The 17,328-nt window shown below is 67.9% G+C and carries 11 protein-coding genes and 1 tRNA gene; 4 read left to right on the top strand and 8 right to left on the bottom strand.

Going from position 1 to position 17,328, the window contains the following annotated elements; translation table 11 throughout:
- The 3 genes from JDV75_RS07625 to JDV75_RS07615 all read right to left on the bottom strand — a co-directional run bounded on the left by JDV75_RS07625 (nucleotide 1) and on the right by JDV75_RS07615 (nucleotide 7,502).
- Nucleotides 1-3,642: an ABC transporter ATP-binding protein gene (locus tag JDV75_RS07625; RefSeq protein WP_198738661.1), complete on the bottom strand. Its 3,642-nt coding sequence runs from the start codon at nucleotides 3,640-3,642 to the stop codon at nucleotides 1-3.
- 563 nt (nucleotides 3,643-4,205) lie between these two features.
- Nucleotides 4,206-4,282, bottom strand: a tRNA-Met gene (locus tag JDV75_RS07620).
- A gap of 169 nt (nucleotides 4,283-4,451) precedes the next feature.
- On the bottom strand, nucleotides 4,452-7,502 hold the full coding sequence (locus tag JDV75_RS07615) for a UPF0182 family protein (RefSeq protein ID WP_198738660.1): 3,051 nt from the start codon (nucleotides 7,500-7,502) through the stop codon (nucleotides 4,452-4,454).
- 92 nt (nucleotides 7,503-7,594) lie between these two features.
- On the opposite strand from JDV75_RS07615, the gene JDV75_RS07610 reads away from it, so the two are divergent.
- Nucleotides 7,595-8,167, top strand: coding sequence for a PPA1309 family protein (locus tag JDV75_RS07610; RefSeq protein WP_198738659.1), 573 nt, complete (start codon nucleotides 7,595-7,597; stop codon nucleotides 8,165-8,167).
- Nucleotides 8,168-8,234: 67 nt separating this feature from the next.
- The gene (locus JDV75_RS07605) at nucleotides 8,235-9,029 is read left to right on the top strand and encodes a hypothetical protein (RefSeq protein WP_198738658.1); all 795 of its coding nucleotides are present in this window, start codon (nucleotides 8,235-8,237) and stop codon (nucleotides 9,027-9,029) included.
- On the opposite strand, the gene JDV75_RS07600 is transcribed toward JDV75_RS07605, so the two are convergent.
- Nucleotides 9,026-10,093 carry a PDZ domain-containing protein gene (locus JDV75_RS07600; protein WP_198738657.1) on the bottom strand — a complete coding sequence of 356 codons (1,068 nt, stop codon included), beginning with the start codon at nucleotides 10,091-10,093 and terminating at the stop codon, nucleotides 9,026-9,028. The genes JDV75_RS07605 and JDV75_RS07600 overlap by 4 nt on opposite strands.
- Before the next feature lie 148 nt (nucleotides 10,094-10,241).
- On the opposite strand from JDV75_RS07600, the gene JDV75_RS07595 reads away from it, so the two are divergent.
- A complete protein-coding gene (locus JDV75_RS07595) occupies nucleotides 10,242-11,699 on the top strand; it encodes a zinc-dependent metalloprotease (protein WP_198738656.1) in 1,458 nt (485 codons plus the stop codon).
- Between the two features lie 42 nt (nucleotides 11,700-11,741).
- Here JDV75_RS07595 and JDV75_RS07590 read toward each other — a convergent pair whose 3' ends face one another.
- Nucleotides 11,742-12,263: a M48 metallopeptidase family protein gene (locus JDV75_RS07590; protein ID WP_198738655.1), complete on the bottom strand. Its 522-nt coding sequence runs from the start codon at nucleotides 12,261-12,263 to the stop codon at nucleotides 11,742-11,744.
- An 82-nt stretch (nucleotides 12,264-12,345) separates the two neighbouring features.
- On the opposite strand from JDV75_RS07590, the gene JDV75_RS07585 reads away from it, so the two are divergent.
- Nucleotides 12,346-13,218 (top strand): hypothetical protein, encoded by an 873-nt coding sequence (locus JDV75_RS07585; RefSeq protein WP_198738654.1) that lies wholly within the window; start codon nucleotides 12,346-12,348, stop codon nucleotides 13,216-13,218.
- Nucleotides 13,219-13,221: 3 nt separating this feature from the next.
- Here the strand turns inward: JDV75_RS07585 and JDV75_RS07580 are convergent, their stop codons facing one another.
- From JDV75_RS07580 to JDV75_RS07570, 3 genes are read right to left on the bottom strand one after another with little or no spacing between them, the layout of a single operon-like run.
- Entirely contained in the window at nucleotides 13,222-15,288 is a 2,067-nt protein-coding gene (locus JDV75_RS07580) for an ATP-dependent DNA helicase UvrD2 (RefSeq protein ID WP_198738653.1), read from the bottom strand.
- Between the two features lie 15 nt (nucleotides 15,289-15,303).
- Nucleotides 15,304-16,197, bottom strand: coding sequence for an NUDIX domain-containing protein (locus JDV75_RS07575; RefSeq protein ID WP_198738652.1), 894 nt, complete (start codon nucleotides 16,195-16,197; stop codon nucleotides 15,304-15,306).
- Nucleotides 16,194-17,270 carry a potassium channel family protein gene (locus JDV75_RS07570; protein WP_198738651.1) on the bottom strand — a complete coding sequence of 359 codons (1,077 nt, stop codon included), beginning with the start codon at nucleotides 17,268-17,270 and terminating at the stop codon, nucleotides 16,194-16,196. Before JDV75_RS07570 ends, JDV75_RS07575 begins: the two co-directional genes overlap by 4 nt.
- Nucleotides 17,271-17,328: the final 58 nt, after the last annotated feature.

Raw genomic sequence — 17,328 nt, 5'->3', positions numbered from 1 at the left:
TCATTCTGTGACTCCTCGTGTGGTGGTCGGTTGGTGCGGGAGACCGAGCAGTTCCCGGTAGACGGGACTCGTCCCGATGATCTCGTCGTGTGTCCCGGCGCCGTCGACCCGGCCGTCGGCGAGGACGACGATCTGGTCCACGTTGCGGACCGTGTTCAACCGGTGGGCTATGACGAGCACGGTCCTGCCGTGGATCAGCCTGTTCACCGCGGCCTGGATGCGCCGTTCGGTACCCGGGTCGACGGCGGCGACCGCCTCGTCGAGTAGCAGCACCGGGGCGTCCTTGAGCAGGGCCCGCGCGATGGACAGCCGTTGACGCTGTCCGCCGGAGAGATTCGTGCCGCCGTCGGTCAGGACCGTGTCCAGTCCGTCCGGCAGAGCGGCGACGAAGTCGCTCGCCTCCGCCTGCGCGAGTGCCGCCCACACCTTCTCGTCGGTGATACCGGGGGAACCGATGGTGAGGTTGTCCCGGATGGAGACCGGGAAGAGGTAGACGTCCTGGTAGACGGTGGAGACGGTCTCCCGGCGCGTCGCGGCGTCCATGTCCCGCAGATCGACGCCGCCGATCCGGATCGCCCCGCTGCCGGGGTCGAAGAACCGCGCGACGAGGTTGACCACGGTGGATTTGCCCGCGCCGGATGGCCCGATGACGGCGGTGACCGTCCCGGACCCGGCGGTGAACGACACGTCGTGGAGGATGTCCCAGTCGTTGTACCCGAAGGTGACGCCGTCGATCTCGACGGTGGAGTCGGTGGGTGTCCGGGGGTTCTCCGGTTCCGGCAGCTCCCCGGTGTCCCAGACCTCGGCGAGGCTCCGGGCGATGCGTTCCTGCTGGTGCCGGTACGCGGAGAGTTCGAGCAGTTCCTGGAAGGGCCGGTACATGTTGAGCGCCAGGATGAGGAACAGCAGCAGAGTGGTCGCGCTGACCGATCCGCCGGTGAACAGGCTGGATCCGAGCCACAGCATCGCGACGAATCCGGCCTCCAGGACGATGGTGCCGAGCGTGGTCATGGGGCTCGTGCGCACCGCCATGCGGACACTGGCACGGCGCAGGGCCTCCACCCGGGCGCGGTAGACCCGCGCCTGCGGGGCGTCGGGGAAGGCGCGGAGGACCGCGGTGCCGCGGCAGAACTCGAGGAGCGCGGAATTGGCCTCCCGCCTGGCGGCGGTGACATCGGTGAAGGTGGCCTCGTGCGCCCGGTCGGTCATCTTCAGGGTGAGCAGGAAGAACGGCACACCGATGAGCGCCGCGGCGGCGAGCCGCCAGTCCAGGGAGAACAGCACGACGGTGATGAGGACGGGCTGGACCACCGCGATGATGAGCTTCGCGGGGAGGTTGATGAAGTCGACGAGGGCGAGCTCGGAGACGAGGAGTGTCGTGGTGCGGCCCGCGTCCATCCGGTCGAACACCCCGAGCGGCGCCCGGGTCAGCCGGCGGAGCACCGAGCGGCGGAGATCCGAGATCGCCCGGAACGCGACCGGCCACCAGTGTCTGGCCACGCCGATTCCGACGGTCAGCCGGGCGAGGAAGATGAGCAGGAGCGCGCCGGACAACAGGTGGACGTCCCGGGTGGTCAGTGTGTCGTCGAGCACCGCCAGGAGGCTGAAGAAGACCACGACCATCGGTGCCGAGGTGAAGAATCCCTCGAGCAGCAGGCGCCAGAGTCCCACCCGCCACAGTTGCCCCCGGTGGGTTCCCAGCATCGCGAACCACTGGCCGACGGGTCTGAGACCGGTCAGGTTCCGGACCGGTGGAGTGTGTTCGGCGAATCCGCCGTCGGACGCGGGTTCCGCGGCGGACGTCACCAGTGCGGGCGACGGGGCTGCGGGCGGGCACCCGTCGCCGGCTTCCATCCCCCACTTGTCCACGGCGACGAAATCCCGCCAGAGACGGCGGTACGTGTCGGAGATCTCGGAAAGCTCCTCATGGTCACCCTCGGCGACGATCCGGCCGTCGTCCATGACGAGGATGCGGTCGTAGCCGGTCAGGGACCCGAGTCGGTGGGCGACGGTGATGACGGTGCGACCCTGCTGCAGTTCCGCCAGCGCCGCAACCACCGACCGCTCGTTGGTGGCGTCGAGTGATGCGGTCACCTCGTCGAGCATCACCACCGGGGAGTCGGCCAGCAGTGCGCGGGCGATGGAGATCCGCTGCCGCTGTCCCCCGGAGAGCCCCGCACCGGCGGAGCCGAGCACGGTGTCCCATCCCCGGTCCAGTTCGTCGATGAACTCGGTGACCCGTGCCCGCCGGCCCGCCGACTTCACCTCTTCGTCGGTGGCGTCCGGCCGGGCGAGGCGGATGTTCTCCAGGACGGTGTCGTTGAAGATGTAGTCGTCCTGCTGGACGAAGGCGATCGCCCTGGAGAGTTCCGCCGGGTCCAGCTCGCGGACGTCGGTTCCACCGAACGTGACCTTCCCGGCGCTGACGTCGATGAACCGGGCGATGACACGGAGCAGGGTTGATTTCCCGGCGCCCGATCCACCGATCACCGCCACCCGTTCACCGGGTTCAATGACGAGATCGATGTCCTTGACGACGTCCGTGTCCCCGTAGGTGACGCGCGCACCACGGAGCTCGATGCGCGAGCCGTCCCGGGTGGCGGGGATCGATGGCACCGGTAGGTCCGGCTCCGCCAGGAACCCGGAGATGTTCTTCAGCCCCGCCTCGATCTGGTACTGGAGGACAGCCGCCGACAGTGTCAGTGACATCAACGGCTGGGCGAAACCGACGCCGACGAGGATGAAGAACACGAAGTCCTGGGGTTCCAGCGAGCCCGAGCGGTACAGCCACAGGCCCAGCGGCAGGATGACGATGATGCTGATCGCGACGAGTGTTGCCGCACCCGCTGCGCCCACCCGGCCGCGCTCGGTCTTGTCCAGCTCGATGTCCTCACTGGCGACGATCGCGTCCCGGATACCATCGAAGAGGAACGTCGAACCGACGAAGCCGCGGATCACCCGGATACCCCGGACGAAGGAGACCGCCTCGACGTTGAGCTGCTTCTTCACATCGGATTCCCGCTCCATCAGGTCCTTCGACGCGGTGACCGCGACGGCGACGCATCCGACGATGCCGAGGACCACTACGAGGGCGGCGAGGGCCATGCGCCAGTCGATGACGAACATGATGATCAGCGTGGTGACCGGGACGGTCACCGATGCCGCGATGTCGGGAATCGCGTGCGAGAGCCCGAGTTCCAGCTGCTCGACGTCGTCCTGGAACACCTTCTTCACCTCGCCGCTGCTGCGTGCCTGGGCCCGGGCCAGTGGCATCCGGGCGAGACGCTCCGCCAGCGCGAGACGGATGTCGGCGAGCGCCCGGTATGCGGCGATGTGTGCGACGTTGTTCGCCGCCATGCGCAGCAGGGCCTTGCCCGCCACCCCGGCCGCGGCGACGGCCACGAGGAAGGGAATGCGACCGGTCTGCTGCTCGCCGACGAGAAGATCCCGGGCGAGGAGGTAGATGACGACGTAGGGGACGAGTCCGGCGAACGCCCCGAGCACGGAGAGCACCCCGCTGGCGATCAACCGGGGTTTCTGCTTCCCGATCAGTGCGCCGACGGAGGCGCCGGGCGATGGGTCACTCACCGTTCCGGGTGAGCCTGCGGTGGCCTCGGGATCCGGGTCGCACGTCTGCTTCATGGGAAAAGGTTAGCCTCACCTGTTTCTCGGGGCAACCAACTTTCCGTTTCTCTCCCGACATAGGCCACACCACCGCACCACCCCGACTCGGACACACCACGACCGCGCTGGACCCGGATCCCCGAAGCAGCGCAACCGAATGGGCGCACACGGCCATCGATGGTGGCCGACCACTGCCGTTCCGTATCGGGTGAGGAAACATCCACGCCACCGAAAACGCCACGAGCCCACGAATCTCACGATCCTGGACCGCCCACCCGGTGACCCCAGCCTCGTTGTCGATCGCGGTCTGTTCGGCATTGGCCCGCGCGGCGACCGAGCCTGCGGGGTCGGTGGTGATGTCGGGTTGCGATGTCAGGGTCGGGGTCAGAGTTGAGCCCAGCCCGTGGTCCGCGACAACCGCGAGCAGCGGTCCGGGTACCGGGAACGCGCTGTTCCCCTTCCTGCCGGAGACCGGAAATTTCATCTGCCACTCCCCGAGGTGACAGAGACAGGACATGTTCAGCTTCCGGGAAGCGGACACGAGAAACCCCCTCTCCCGAAGGAGAGGGGGTTCGTGTACGTGGTAGCGGGGGCAGGATTTGAACCTACGACCTCTGGGTTATGAGCCCAGCGAGCTACCGAGCTGCTCCACCCCGCGTCGGGTGCTACGTACTGGCACCGTGCCGGGAAACTTTCGTTCGTCTGCTCCCTGGCAACGTTGAGTTACTTTACATAGCTTCCCCGTGAACGTCCAATCGGGGCGGTGAACTGCGAAAATGAGAGAAGCGGCGAACCCGGTTAGCCGGACCCGCCGTTTCTCTCAGCCGTCAGGCGTCGGCGGACTCCCCTGCGGGAGTGCCCTCGTTACCGGCGCTGTTCTGCAGCCGCTGGTACTCGGCGACCGCACGGTCGAGTCGGTCGAGGGCTCGGCCGTACTGCTCGTGGGACGCGTTCTTGGCGTCGTTCAGGCCCTTCAGCGCCTCGGAGACGCGGTCCATGGCCTCGTTGAGGTCAGCGGCCGGGACACCGCCGATGGTGGTGGAGGGCTCGGTCGCCTCCCCGCCGCCACCGGAGTCGCCACCGGCAGGCGTCTTGTCCACGCTGTCCGGCAGATCCGTGGCCTCCTCGACGTCCGCCGCGGAGCGCGGGTCGATGCCGACCTGGCTCAGCGCCTCGGCGATGGTCGGGGCGTAGCCGACCTGACCGTTGTAGTTCACGAGCACACGCAGCAGCTTCGGGAAGGCGGAGTCCTGGTCCTTGCGCTGGGTGTAGATCGGTTCGACGTAGAGGATCTCTCCGCCGCCGACGGGCAGGGTCAGGAGGTTGCCGTTCTTGATGTCGTTCGTGCCCTCCCACAGCGACCGGTCGCGGGCGACCTGGTCGGAGGACATCATCGTGTCCTGCGCCTGCGCTGGGCCGAGCGTCTGGGTCTGGGTGGGCAGGACCCGGACTGTGATCTTGCCGAAGTTGTCCGGGTCGGAGGACACGGACATGTGCGCGGCGAGGAACTGGCGCTCCAGACCACGGAACGGGGTGATCAGCTGGAAGCCGGCGTCCCTGGATTCGGGGTCGGCGGCGACGACGTAGTACGGGGGCTGGTTGACGCCCTCGACGCCCTTCGAGGCGTTCGGGTCGCTGGGCACGGACCAGAAGTCGTCGGAGGTGAAGAAGACGCGCGCGTCATCGACGTGGTACTTGGCGATGATCTCACGCTGAACCTTGAACAGGTCCTCCGGGTAGCGGAGGTGCTCGCGCAGGTCGTCGGAGATCTCCTCCTTCGGCTTCACCGTTCCGGGGAACACGCCCTCCCACGCCTTGAGCACCGGGTCGGAGTCGTCGAACTCGTAGAGCTCCACGGATCCGTCGTAGGCGTCGACGACGGCCTTGACCGAGTTGCGGATGTAACCCACCTGGTCGGTGAGCAGGCGCTGGTTCGTGCCGTTGGCGTTCAGCGAGTCACGGGTGACCTCGCTCAGCGCGGTGCGCTGGGCGTAGGGCAGGTTGCTGAGCGTGGTGTAGCCGTCGACGATCCACTTGATCTTCCCGTCGATGACCGTGGGGTACGTCGCGGAGTCCGTGGTCAGCCAGGGCGCGACCTTCTCCACCCGGGAGCGGGGGTCGCGTTCGAAGATGATCTTGGAGTTGCCGTCGATCCGGTCACTCAGGAGCATGTTGATCTCCTGGTAGCGCAGGGCGAAGGCGGTGCGGTTGACGATGTTGCCGATGGAGACGCCGCCGGAACCGGTGTAGGTGTAGCTCGATCCGTCGGTGTCGTACTCGAGGGCCTTGCCGTCGAGGGTGCCGCCGACGATGGCGTAGTCGCTGTTCGTCGGTCCGGAGGCGATGACGGGGCCGAAGTACACGCGGGGCTCATCGACCTCGATGCCGAGTTTCTCCGCCTCCTCGTTCTCCGCGCGGCGCTGCAGGGTCTGCAGGTCACTCACGGTGTAGACCGGGTAGCCGCCACGGGTGGATCCGACGTCGCGGGCGACCTCGTCGACCTGGTTGGCGGGCGCGGCCACGAGGCCGTTGCCGTGGGTGTAGACGGTGTGCCGGTTGATCCAGTCCCGCTGGTTGTCACGCAGGGCGTTGGGGTCGATCTCACGCGCGGCGACGACGTAGTCGCGGAGCTCGCCGTCGACGGTGTAGCGGTCGATGTTGAGCTTGTCCGGGAACCCGTAGAAGTTCTTGAGCTGCTGCTGCTGGGTGAACGTGTCGGAGAGGATCTGCGGGTCGAGCAGGCGGATGTTCGACAGTGTCGCCACGTCATCGGCGACGGACTCCTCCGACGCGCCTTCCGCACCCCAGTTGGAGATGTAGGTGACCTCGTCGTCGGTCACCCCGTAGGCGTACCGGGTGGCCTCGATGTTGCGGGCGATGTACTTCGACTCCTTCTCCGCGCGGTTGGGGGCGACGGAGAACTGCTCGATGGCCAGCGGCCAGGCGGTCCCGATCACCACGGCCGACAGAACCATGAGGCCGGTCGCCAGGGCGGGGATGCGGAGATCCCGGAGGACCACCGCGGAGAAGAACGCCGCGGCGACGACGACGGCGATGACCATGAGGAGGATCTTGGCGGGTAGGACGGCGTTGATGTCGGTGTACGAGCCACCGTAGAAGGAACTGCCCTGTCCGCCTCCGTGCTGTGCACTCAGCAGGTCGTAGCGGTCGAGCCAGTAGCTGACGACGCGCAGCAGCATCCAGAGCCCGGCGGTGACCGCGAGCTGGATGCGCGCGGGGTTGGACATGGCCCCCTTCTCCGAGAAACCGTTGGCCCCCACCCGGATTCCGCCGAGCAGGTAGTGCCCCACGAGTGCCACGAGGAAGGCCACGATCAGCAGCGACGAGAGGGATCCCACGACGAGCCGGATCAACGGGAGGGTGAAGGCGTAGAAACCGTAGTCACGGTGGAACTGGGGGTCGGTCACACCGAAGTCGGATCCGTTGAGGAACAGGGAGACGGTGGTCCAGTTCGCCTGTCCGACGATGCCCGCGAGGATTCCGATGAAGATCGGGACGCCGAGCATGACGCGCTTGAGGGACTGCTCGATCGCGGCGCGGTACGCGCGGATCGGGTTGTCCGGTTCGAAACCGAATACGTCGTCCATGTCGTCCGGGCGGTACCTGAACGCCAGGTACCCGGCGAGCCACACGATGGCGGCCGCGATCACCCCGAACACCAGGAACAGGACGATTCGGGTGACCAGGACGCGGGTGAACACACCGCGGAAGTCCACCTCGGAGAACCACAGCCAGTCGGTGTAGTAGCCGACGAGGATCGGCCCCACGAAGATGACGAGGGCGACGAGGAATATGATTCCGGTGACCACCCGTGGGGGTCGTTTGAACGGCTTCTGGGGGCTAAGGCCGCTAGACAAGCCAACTCCTTTAATTAACGTGCACGTGACGGATAGAATTCAACAGTACTTTCTTTTTTCCGTATCCGAGACAACCGGGAGCACCCATCCCCATGCCAGCAACGCCGGAGTCCCCCCGCACCCAGCAGGCCCTCAACCGGGCCATGATGGAGGCCGTCGAACACGTCCACGCCGGAGGCTGGGACTCCTCCCCCGCTCTCTTCGCCCTCGTCGAGACCTCGATGCTCGCCGATGCGACGGGAGCGGCGGACCTGATCGAGGACGATTCCCCGCTGACCCTCGTGCAGCAGGACGATCTGCCGCCACACATCGAGGGCGGTTCCGATGAGTTGGGGGATTTCATCTCCCGCCTGGCGTGGCCGGAACAGGTGTGCGGGGTCATCCTGGCCCAGGAGATCCTCTTCCGGGACACGGCGGGAACCGATCCCGACGAAACGGGGGACGGCCCGGGCGACGGGATCGAGGCGAAACCTGCACGCCTGTTCTCGGGCGTTCTGCGCAGCGGGGAGGAACTGACGCTGCTGCAGCTCCGTCCCACTGAGGAGGAGCTCGCGGCGGCGGGTCCCTTCGCGGATGACGAGATCAGCCTCCGGGGCGGACCCGGTGTCGCTCCCGGTGTCATCGCCGCGCTTCACTACACTCTTGAGCAGCCGGCCGTCGACTGACGCACGGCGAGAGAGAAGACCATACGGCGGTTCCCGTCCGCCATCACCGAGGAGCTGACTGATTCCAGTGTCCGACATCCCTTCCAGCAGCTCCTCGCGCCGTCTCCGGTTCGCCGCAGCCCTGACCGCCACCGTTCTCCTCGCCGCGTGCGGCGGAGGCGATGGCGATGTGGGCGGACAGGACCCGGAAGCGGAGGGTACGACGGAAGCGACGTCAACCACTTCAGCGACCTCCACCACCGGCACCGCCCGGGATTCGGGGAGTTCCAGTTCGACGACGGCACCCCAAACTACAGCGGACACCGCGGACAGGAGCCCCCGACTTCCACGGAGCGTCCAGGACGCCTACGAACGCTTCGGTACCCTCGCACCGCGCTCACTGTTCGAGAAGTTCGACTCCTGCATGCCGAACGGCGTGGCGGATTCCTCCGCGTGCTCGGGCGAGGAGGTCGGCCAGTTCCAGTTCTTCGCCAACGAAGCCAAGGCCGCGTCCACCACGCAGTTGCTGACCGAGTTGCGCAGCGCCCGGATAGTGCAGGACGACGGCGACGTGATCGTCGGCTGGTCGAACGTGGGCACCGTAGCCATCATCACCGTGGTCGACAACGCGAACGGCGTCGTGCTCCAGCAGATGATCTCCACCGATGAGCAGGACCCGCGGGAGCGGATCATGGAGCTCGGCCTCGCCCGAAGGACGCCGACGACTCCGCAGCGCACGGCGACGGGAAGCAGCCGGTCGTCCACGACGGCACCACCGGGAAACCCGACGACACCAACCAGCGGTGCGGGCGGTACCGGGGCCACCGATCCGTCGACCTCGTCGGCGTCGTCGACGAGGTCGACGGATCGGTCGAAGAACTAGTTCGAGAGATAGTCCTCGCAGGTCAGAGCACTCCCAGGGCGGGCATCATAGGCCGCCATCTGATCGATCGCCTCAGCGAGCGTGTCCACCTTCAGCACGGCCATCTCCCCGTGATCCCGACTCACCGCCTCGGCGCAGTTCCCGCTCGGGGAGAGAAACACCTCCGCGCCGGCATCACGCGCGGCACGGACCTTGTGCACGATCCCGCCGATGGGACCGACGTCGCCGGTCGCGGCGATCGTCCCGGTTCCGGCGACGAAACGGCCACCGTTCAGCGCCCCCTCGCTGAGTTTGTCCACGACCGCAAGGCTGAACATCATGCCCGCACTCGGGCCGCCGACGTCCTCGAGGTTGTAGTTGACGGTGACTCCGTCAGCGGGGGCGGCATCCATCAGGACCCCGAGCAACGGCACATCGGGCTGTTCCGCGGGGCTTCCGAGTGTGACGTCGATGGTCCGGTCACCGTCTCCCCGAACCACCTCCAACCGGATCCGGTCTCCGGGATTCTTCGCCCGGACGGCCTCCTGTACCTCGATCGGGAGGGTCACCGCGGTGCCGTCGACGGCGCGGATGATGTCCCCGTCCCGGAGTTCCCCCTCGGCCGCGGACTCCTCCGCGATTCCGACGACCCTGACCTGGACCGGTTTGTCGAGGTAGGTCATCGCGGCGATCGTGGCGGCGGACTCCGATGAGGTGAACAGCGCCTCATTCCGCTCGGAGACCTCCTCGAGGGTCTCACCCGGACGGATGAAGTGGTCGATGGGCACGAGAGTGTCCTCGGACAGCCACCGGCGGACCGCCTGCGCGAGGGTCATACCGGTGCGCACCTCGACGGTCGTCATGTTGAGGCTTCCCTCGGTTTCGTCGAGGTCCGCACCGGTGATGTCCACGACCTTCTCTCCCCGGTACTCACCGAGGGTGTCGAAGGTGGGCCCCGGACCTTCGGCGGCGTAGGGCACGGTCAGATCGATCCCCGTCCCGGGGATGTGGTCGGCCATCGCGAGAAAGGTCAACGCGACCACGGGAAGTGCTCCGGCCAGCACGGTGCTTGTTCGACGATTCACGCCTACCAACGATACAGCCCCGCACCGACGACCCCCGCTTGCCGCCGGAAGACGATCACAGCGCCGGTCGTCCGCCCGCCCGCGTTGTTCGCTCAGAGCGTTGTCCCTGTCATGGCGAAGCTCTCACAGCCGCCGGTAGGTTGGAGCCATGAACAACCATGGTTTTGGCTTCCGACCCGGTGACGATGATGACGATGACGACCGCAACGACGGTCAGAACAACTTCGGTTTCTTCAGCTTCGGTCCGGGCATGGGCGGGGGCAGCATGGGCGGTGGCCTGGGCGACATGCTCAACCAGTTCGGCCAGATGCTGTCCGGCATGGGATCGTCCATGAGCTCTCCCGAGGGCCAGGGGGCCGTGAATTACGCCCTCGCCGAACGGATCGCCCGCCAGCAGATCGGTCGCGTCCGACCGGTGCCCGCCAACCAGGTCACCGCAGTCACCGACGCGGTGCGGCTCGCGGAACTCTGGCTCGATGACGCCACCGAACTGCCCACCGCCTCAGGCCGGGTCGAGGCCTGGAACGCGGAAACCTGGTTGGAGCAGACCCTCCCGGTGTGGAAGCGGATGGTCACCCCCGTCGCGGAGCGGATGAATGAGGCCCAGCTGGAGTCGCTGCCGGAGGAGGCGCGGCAGATGATCGGGCCCATGCTGCAGATGATGAATCAGATGTCGGGCATGAACTTCGGGATGCAGCTCGGCAACGCCCTGGGTGATCTCGCCCGCCAGGCGCTGACCGGGTCCGATTTCGGTCTCCCGGTCGCCCCGGCGGGGGTCACCGCGGTCCTCCCGGTCCATCTTCAGGAGATGTCGAAGGGTCTTGACGTTCCGGGACAGGAGGCACTCGTCTACCTCTGCGTCCGGGAGGCCGCGCGCCAGCGCCTGTTCAGGCACGTTCCGTGGCTGGTCGAGCGCCTCGTGTCCTCCGTCGAGGAGTACGCCGCGGGCCTCGTGATCGACACCTCCCACATCGAGGAGGCCGCCCGGGAACTCAACCTGGAGAGCGGCGATCCGACACAGATACAGGACGCGATGCAGCGCCTGCAGGGCATGGACCTCTCGCCGAAGATCTCCTCCCGCAACGCGGCGGCCGCATCCCGACTGGAGACGATGCTCGCGCTCGTCGAGGGCTGGGTCGAACTCGTGGTGACCGAGGCCATCGGCGACCGGATCCCCTCCACCGCGGCGATGAATGAGGCGTGGCGTCGGCGCCGCGCCACGGGCGGCTCCGCGGAGCAGGCGTTCTCCAAGGTCGTCGGCATCGAGTTCGCCGCCCCCAAGGTCGCCGAGGCGATGGAGCTGTGGCGCCGCGTGGAGGTCGCCGTGGGAGTCAAGCGTCGCGACGCGGTCTGGGACCACCCCGATTTCCTGCCGGTGGCCTCCGACCTGGAGAACTCCGCGGAATTCATCGACGGGCTGCTCGACGAGGGTGGTGCCGAGGACTTCGATCCCATCGCGGAGATCGACGCCCTGGAGAAGATGCTCGCCGAGGAGGCGGGCAAGGGGGATTCAACGGACGACACCGCTCCCGGCGATGATTCCGGGAACGATTCCCCCGACGCCGGAGATTCAGACGACGACGGGAACGGCAGGCGGAACTCCTGATCCCGCTCTCTGAGTGAACCCGTGGCGGTTCCCGCCGCGGGTTCACTCTCCGGTGCCCCCGAAACGCTGGTACGCCTCGAGATACCCTTTCGCCCGCTCCGCGTGCGGTGCGCGGTCCGCCCACTCCCAGAAGGACGCATCGTGCCCCGAGTGGATGAAGGTGTGCGTGAGCTCGTGCACGAGAACCGCGTCGAGCACGTATCCGGGGACCTCCCGGAGCCGGTCGGTGATGCGGATCTCCCCGGTGTCCGGGCTACAGGAACCCCAGCGGCGCGTCTGATTGCCCACCCACCGCACGGAGCTGAAGGTGGCGCGCCCCTCGAGAAGCCGCTTGTTCAGCTCCAGGGCGCGGGCCTCGAGTTCCGAATCCCCGGTGTGCACCGATGTGGACCGCCGCCGCACCTTCGCGACGATGTCCGCGACGGCCTCGGCCTCCTGCTCCGCGGTGAGACGCGCAGGAATCCGCACGACGATCCTCCCGTCGACGATCCGGCCGGAGACCGTCCTCGTGCGGCGGGTGGATCGGATCACCTGGATCTCAGGGAGTGTGGAACGGTCGGCCATGGAAACAGAGTCTATCTGTGATGCAGGGGTCGCACCGTCACCGTGATGCGACCTGTGGACAACCACGATCCCGAGGTACCCCATGCCCGAAATCGGAACTCTCATCCAGCTGGCTCCCACGGTCGGCCTCCACCTACGCCGCAACGGAGCGCTCCAGTTCGGTGTCGACTCCGCCTGGGCCGGAGTCATCGACACCCTCACCCCGGAGACGACCCGGCGCGTCCACTCGCTCCTCACCGACACCCGCTCCCCCGTGACCGACGGGGAACTCACCGAGGCACTCGTCGAAGCGGGTGTCGCACCTGCGGAAACCGCCACCCTGATCGATGAACTCCTCGGATACGGCGTTCTCGTCCCCGTGCGCGGTGTGACCCACCGGATCGGTGTGCTCGGTGAGAATCCCCTCGCAGACGGTGTTCGTGATCTCCTTGTGGAACACGGCGTCGAGGTGTCCGGGCGGCTCCCCGGTGAACGGCCCGGCGGTTTCCTCCGCACCTTCGCCCCCGGTTCCCCGGTGGTGGTCACGGGAGCCCCGGACGAGTTGCCCGGACTGGCGCTTCCGATCCTGCAGCGGGGCGGGGACGTCATTCCCGTGACCGTCGTGGACGGCCGGGTGGTCCTGGGGCCGCTCCGCCTACGGGGAGAGGGGCCGTGCCCGCTCTGCCTGCGACTGCATCAGTGCGACACCGATCCTGACGGCCCGCGGGATACGTTCCGGTTCGGGGACGGCGGCTGGTTGCCCCCGGATCCCGTTGTCCTGCACACGGCGGTCACGTCCGCCGCAGCGCTGGTTCTCCGCTGTGCGGGTGTCACGGCCCCGGCCCCGGGACCCGACCGTGGGTTCCTCTCCGTGGGAACGGTGCTCACCGTCGATCCACACCGGCTCACGACCGGTTCGGTCCGCTACGGGACGCATCCGCACTGCCCGGAGTGCTGGTCAGCTGCGCACCGGTGAAGGTCAGTCGAGGGTGCCGTTGATGATGGCCAGCACCTGGCCGCCGTACTTGTCCACCTTCACCGGGCCGACGCCACTTACCCCGAGGAGTTCCCGCTCATCGGCGGGCATGGCCTCGGCGATGGCCATGAGGGTCGCGTCGGAGAACACGATGTACGCGGGAACCTGATCCTCCCGTGCGGTCTCCGCCCGCCAGGCGCGCAGCTGCTCGAAGATCCCGTCGTCCGCGCCACCCGGACAGTCGATGCAGCGGCGCAGAACCTTCTCCTGCGGGCTCTGCAGCGGGGAGCCGCACACCCGGCACCGTTTCGGGCGGTTCCGGGAGGATCCCCGTTCCACCGGCTCCGGGTCGGTGACGATCCCGTCGAGGAACCGGGTCCGTTTACGCGACTTCCTGCCGCCCTCCTGTCGGGCGAGTGCCCAGGAGCAGAAGAGATGGGTCCGGGCGCGGGTGACGCCGACGTAGAACAGTCGTCGTTCCTCCTCGATCTGGTGGTCCCCGGCCTTGATCGCGTGACTGATGGGCAGGGTGTTCTCGACGAGACCGACGAGGAACACGGCGTTCCACTCCAGCCCCTTCGCCGCGTGCAGCGACGCGAGGGTCACCCCCTGCACCGTCGGCGGGTGCTTGGCCTCGGCCCGGTTCTTCAGCTGCACGAGCAGTCCGTTCATGTCCAGGTCCGGGGTGGCGAGGCCGAGCTCGTGGACGAGCTCCACGAGGGCGTTGAGGGACTGCCACCGTTCCCTGGCCTGGGCACCCTCCGGTTCCTCCGGGGTGAGACCGAGGGGCGCGAGGACGGCGCGCGCGACGACGCGGAGCCCGGGGCCGACGGCCTCGTCGGGGAGATCGTCACGCTGCGCGGCGCGCACGAGCTCGGAGATGGCTTTGCGGACCTCGGTCCGGTTGAAGAAGCCCTCGCCGCCACGGACCTGGTAGACGATCCCGACGTCGGAGAGCGCCTGCTCGAACACGGCGGACTGGGCGTTGATGCGGTAGAGTACCGCGATCTCGGACGGCGGCGTCCCGGAGTCGATGAGCTCCGCGATCTTCTTCGCCACGGCGGCGGCCTCCGCGGGTTCGTCGTCGTGGACGGAGAACTCCGGTTCCGGCCCCGGATCCCGCATCCCGGTGAGTTCGAGCCGGGTACCGGCCACGCGTCCCTTCGCCCGGCCGATCACCGCGTTCGCCAGCCGGGTGACCTGCGGGGTGGAGCGGTAGTCCCGCTCGAGTCGGGTCAGGGTGGCGTCGGGGTACTTCCGGGTGAAGTTGAGCAGGAAGTCCGGGGTGGCGCCGGTGAAGGAGTAGATGGTCTGGTTCGCGTCCCCGACGACGGTGAGGTCGTCGCGGTCCCCGAGCCACGCGTCGAGGACCCGCTGCTGCAGCGGGGTGACGTCCTGGTACTCGTCGACGACGAAGCTGCGGTACTGCTCGTGGAACTCCTCCGCGACGGCGGGGGCGTTCTCCAGGGCGGCGGCGGTGTGCAGGAGGAGATCATCGAAGTCGAGGAGCATCCCCTCCTCCGAGGTCTTAGCCTGCTCGTAGCGGCGGTAGACCTCCGCGACCTTCTCCGCGTCCACGGGCGGGGTGCGCTGTGTTCCGGCGATCGCCTGTGCGTAGGCGTCCGGGGTGACCAGCGAGGCCTTGGCCCACTCGATCTCACCCAGGATGTCTCGCACGGTCTCTGTGCTCGAGTCCACCCCGACGCTGCGGGTGGCCCGCCCGACGAGCGGGAACTTGTTGTCCAGCAGCCGCCACGGCAGGTCGCCGGCGACCTGCGGCCAGAAGTACCGCAGCTGGCGCCGCGCCGCGGCGTGGAAGGTGCGGGCCTGGACACCACCGATGCCCATGCGGGCGAGCCGGTGCCGCATCTCACCCGCGGCCCGGGCGGTGAAGGTCACCGCGAGCACCCGGTTCGGGCCGACGAAGCCCTGGTCGATGAGGTGCGCGATGCGGTAGGTGATGGTGCGGGTCTTGCCGGTCCCGGCGCCGGCGAGGATGCAGACCGGACCGCGGGGCGCGGTCGCGGCCACGCGCTGGTCCGGGTCGAGTTCGTCCAGGTTGATCGCCAAGGGGTGCCTCCGGGGTCAGTGTTCGGTGTTCGTCGTGGCCGCGGTCGCCCGCGCCCGGGCCCACCCGATGATCAGGCGGTGCGCGATGGAACCGGGTGGGGCGATGGGAACCACCCCGTCGAGGATGTCGGCGGGTCCGGCCCAGATGATCTCGGCGAGTTCCCCGTCGGTGCCCCACCGGGCATCGGCGTCGTCGGTGACGGCGGTGAATCCGATCATCACCGAGTCCGATATCGGCCACGGTTGGCTTCCTGCGTAGCGGATGTCCCGGCAGGTGCGCCCGGTCTCCTCCGCGACCTCGCGGGCGAAGGCGTGCTCCAGGCTCTCCCCCGGCTCCACGTATCCGGCCACCAGCGAGAAGAAGTCCCGCCTGGCGTCGCGGGCGAGGAGCACCCTGTCGGTTCCGGCGAGTTCGATCAGACCGATGACGGCCGGATCGACGCGCGGGAAGTAGTCCGCACCGGCGCCGTTGACGGCCCTGCTCCCGGTGTCGTTCCAGGTCAGTACCGATCCGTCGCGGGGGTCGAAGCGTGTTCTCTCGGTGGTTCGCAGGACCGCGACGGCCCGGTCCACGGTCCGGGACCAGGCCCGGCGTTCGAGGTCCCGCGGGGCGACCGCGCGGGTGGCCGATGTCCGCGACATGATGGTCGCGGCCGCGTCGTCGTCGACGCGCAGGGCGTAGTCACGGTCGACGGTTCCCCGGGTGGTGCCCACCTCGAGCAGCACCCGCCCGTCGGTGGGTACGCCGAGGGCGGTGAGCTGCGCGGTCGTGAGGTAGACGGCGGTGAGGTCCTCGGCCATCAGCGCCCTGTCACGCGTGGTGACGCAGAGGTGGTTCTCGTGGACTACGGGTACCGCGTCAACGGTTCCGGGATCCCCGGTGGAGATGTCTGTTTCCTGGACCGTCACTGACCCGACACGTCCTCCCGGAACACGCGGCGCACGAACAGCAGCCGGTCCCCCGGTTCCACGGTCTCGGCCTCGGGTGAGTCGATGCGGTAGAGCTCACCTGATCGCACGACACCGAGAACGATGTCCGCGAGGTGCCGGGGGTTCGCCCCGACCTCGTCCTCCCCGACGAGTCGTTCGGCGATGGAGAAGCCCTCATCCGGGGACAGCAGATCCTCCATCATCTCCACGACGGACGGGGTGACGGTGGCCAGACCGAGCATGCGGCCGGCGGTCTCGGAGGAGATCACCACGGAGTCCGCGCCGGACTGCTTCAGCAGGTGGAGGTTCTCGGATTCGCGCACACTGGCCACGATCGTCGCGGCCGGGGCGATCTCCCGGACGCTCAGGGTGACCAGGACCGCGGTGTCGTCCATGTTCGGGGCCACCACGACGGCCCGGGCCCGGGTCACACCCGCGAGTTTGAGGACGTCGGCCTTAGTCGCGGAGCCGTGCACGGTGACCAGCCCCTGGCTCGACGCCATGTCGAGGGAGTGCCGGTCGGTGTCGACGACGACGATCTGGCTGGGTGGCGTGCCGTCGGCCATGAGTGCGGCGACGGCGGAGCGTCCCTTGGTGCCGTAGCCGACGACGACGGTGTGGTTGCGCATGCGCTTCCTCCAACGCTGGATCTGCAGTGCCCGGCGGGTTTCCTCCGTGAGCACGGACAGGGTGGTACCGACCAGGAGGATCAGGAATGCGATCCGGATCGGGGTGATGATGATGATGTTGATCAGGCGGGCGTTCTGGGTCACCGGGGTGATGTCGCCGTAGCCGGTCGTGGACAGCGACACCGCCGAGTAGTAGACCGCGTCGATGAAGGTGAGGTCCTCGGAGTAGCCGTCCTTGTCCGCGTAGACCATCAGCGCGACGAGAGCGAGCAGGATCAGTGCGTACACCACCCGGCGCGCGATCAGCGTCCACGGGGAGAAGTAGCGCTGCCCCGGGATGCGGATGATGTTCAGCAGCGCGTGATCGGGCAGATCATCGAGTTCGGTGTCGCTGCGGAACCGGTCGCGGAAGCTCTTGCGCATCTCGTCTCCGTGTTCTGGTCGTCTCGCGGTGCCGGTGGGTCCCGGTTGTGCGGCGTGC

Origin of the sequence: Corynebacterium meridianum, from assembly GCF_016342265.1 — a bacterium.
GTDB lineage: Bacteria > Actinomycetota > Actinomycetes > Mycobacteriales > Mycobacteriaceae > Corynebacterium > Corynebacterium meridianum.
The sequence above is the reverse complement of the archived record's forward strand: the minus strand, read 5'-3'. Positions and strand labels throughout refer to the sequence as shown.

Coding starts and splice junctions, on each gene's coding strand:
- JDV75_RS07625 (WP_198738661.1), bottom strand. CDS start 3,642: ATGAAGCAGACGTGCGACCCGGATCCCGAGGCCACCGCAGGCTCACCC.
- JDV75_RS07610 (WP_198738659.1), top strand. CDS start 7,595: ATGCCAGCAACGCCGGAGTCCCCCCGCACCCAGCAGGCCCTCAACCGG.
- JDV75_RS07595 (WP_198738656.1), top strand. CDS start 10,242: ATGAACAACCATGGTTTTGGCTTCCGACCCGGTGACGATGATGACGAT.
- JDV75_RS07590 (WP_198738655.1), bottom strand. CDS start 12,263: ATGGCCGACCGTTCCACACTCCCTGAGATCCAGGTGATCCGATCCACC.
- JDV75_RS07585 (WP_198738654.1), top strand. CDS start 12,346: ATGCCCGAAATCGGAACTCTCATCCAGCTGGCTCCCACGGTCGGCCTC.
- JDV75_RS07570 (WP_198738651.1), bottom strand. CDS start 17,270: ATGCGCAAGAGCTTCCGCGACCGGTTCCGCAGCGACACCGAACTCGAT.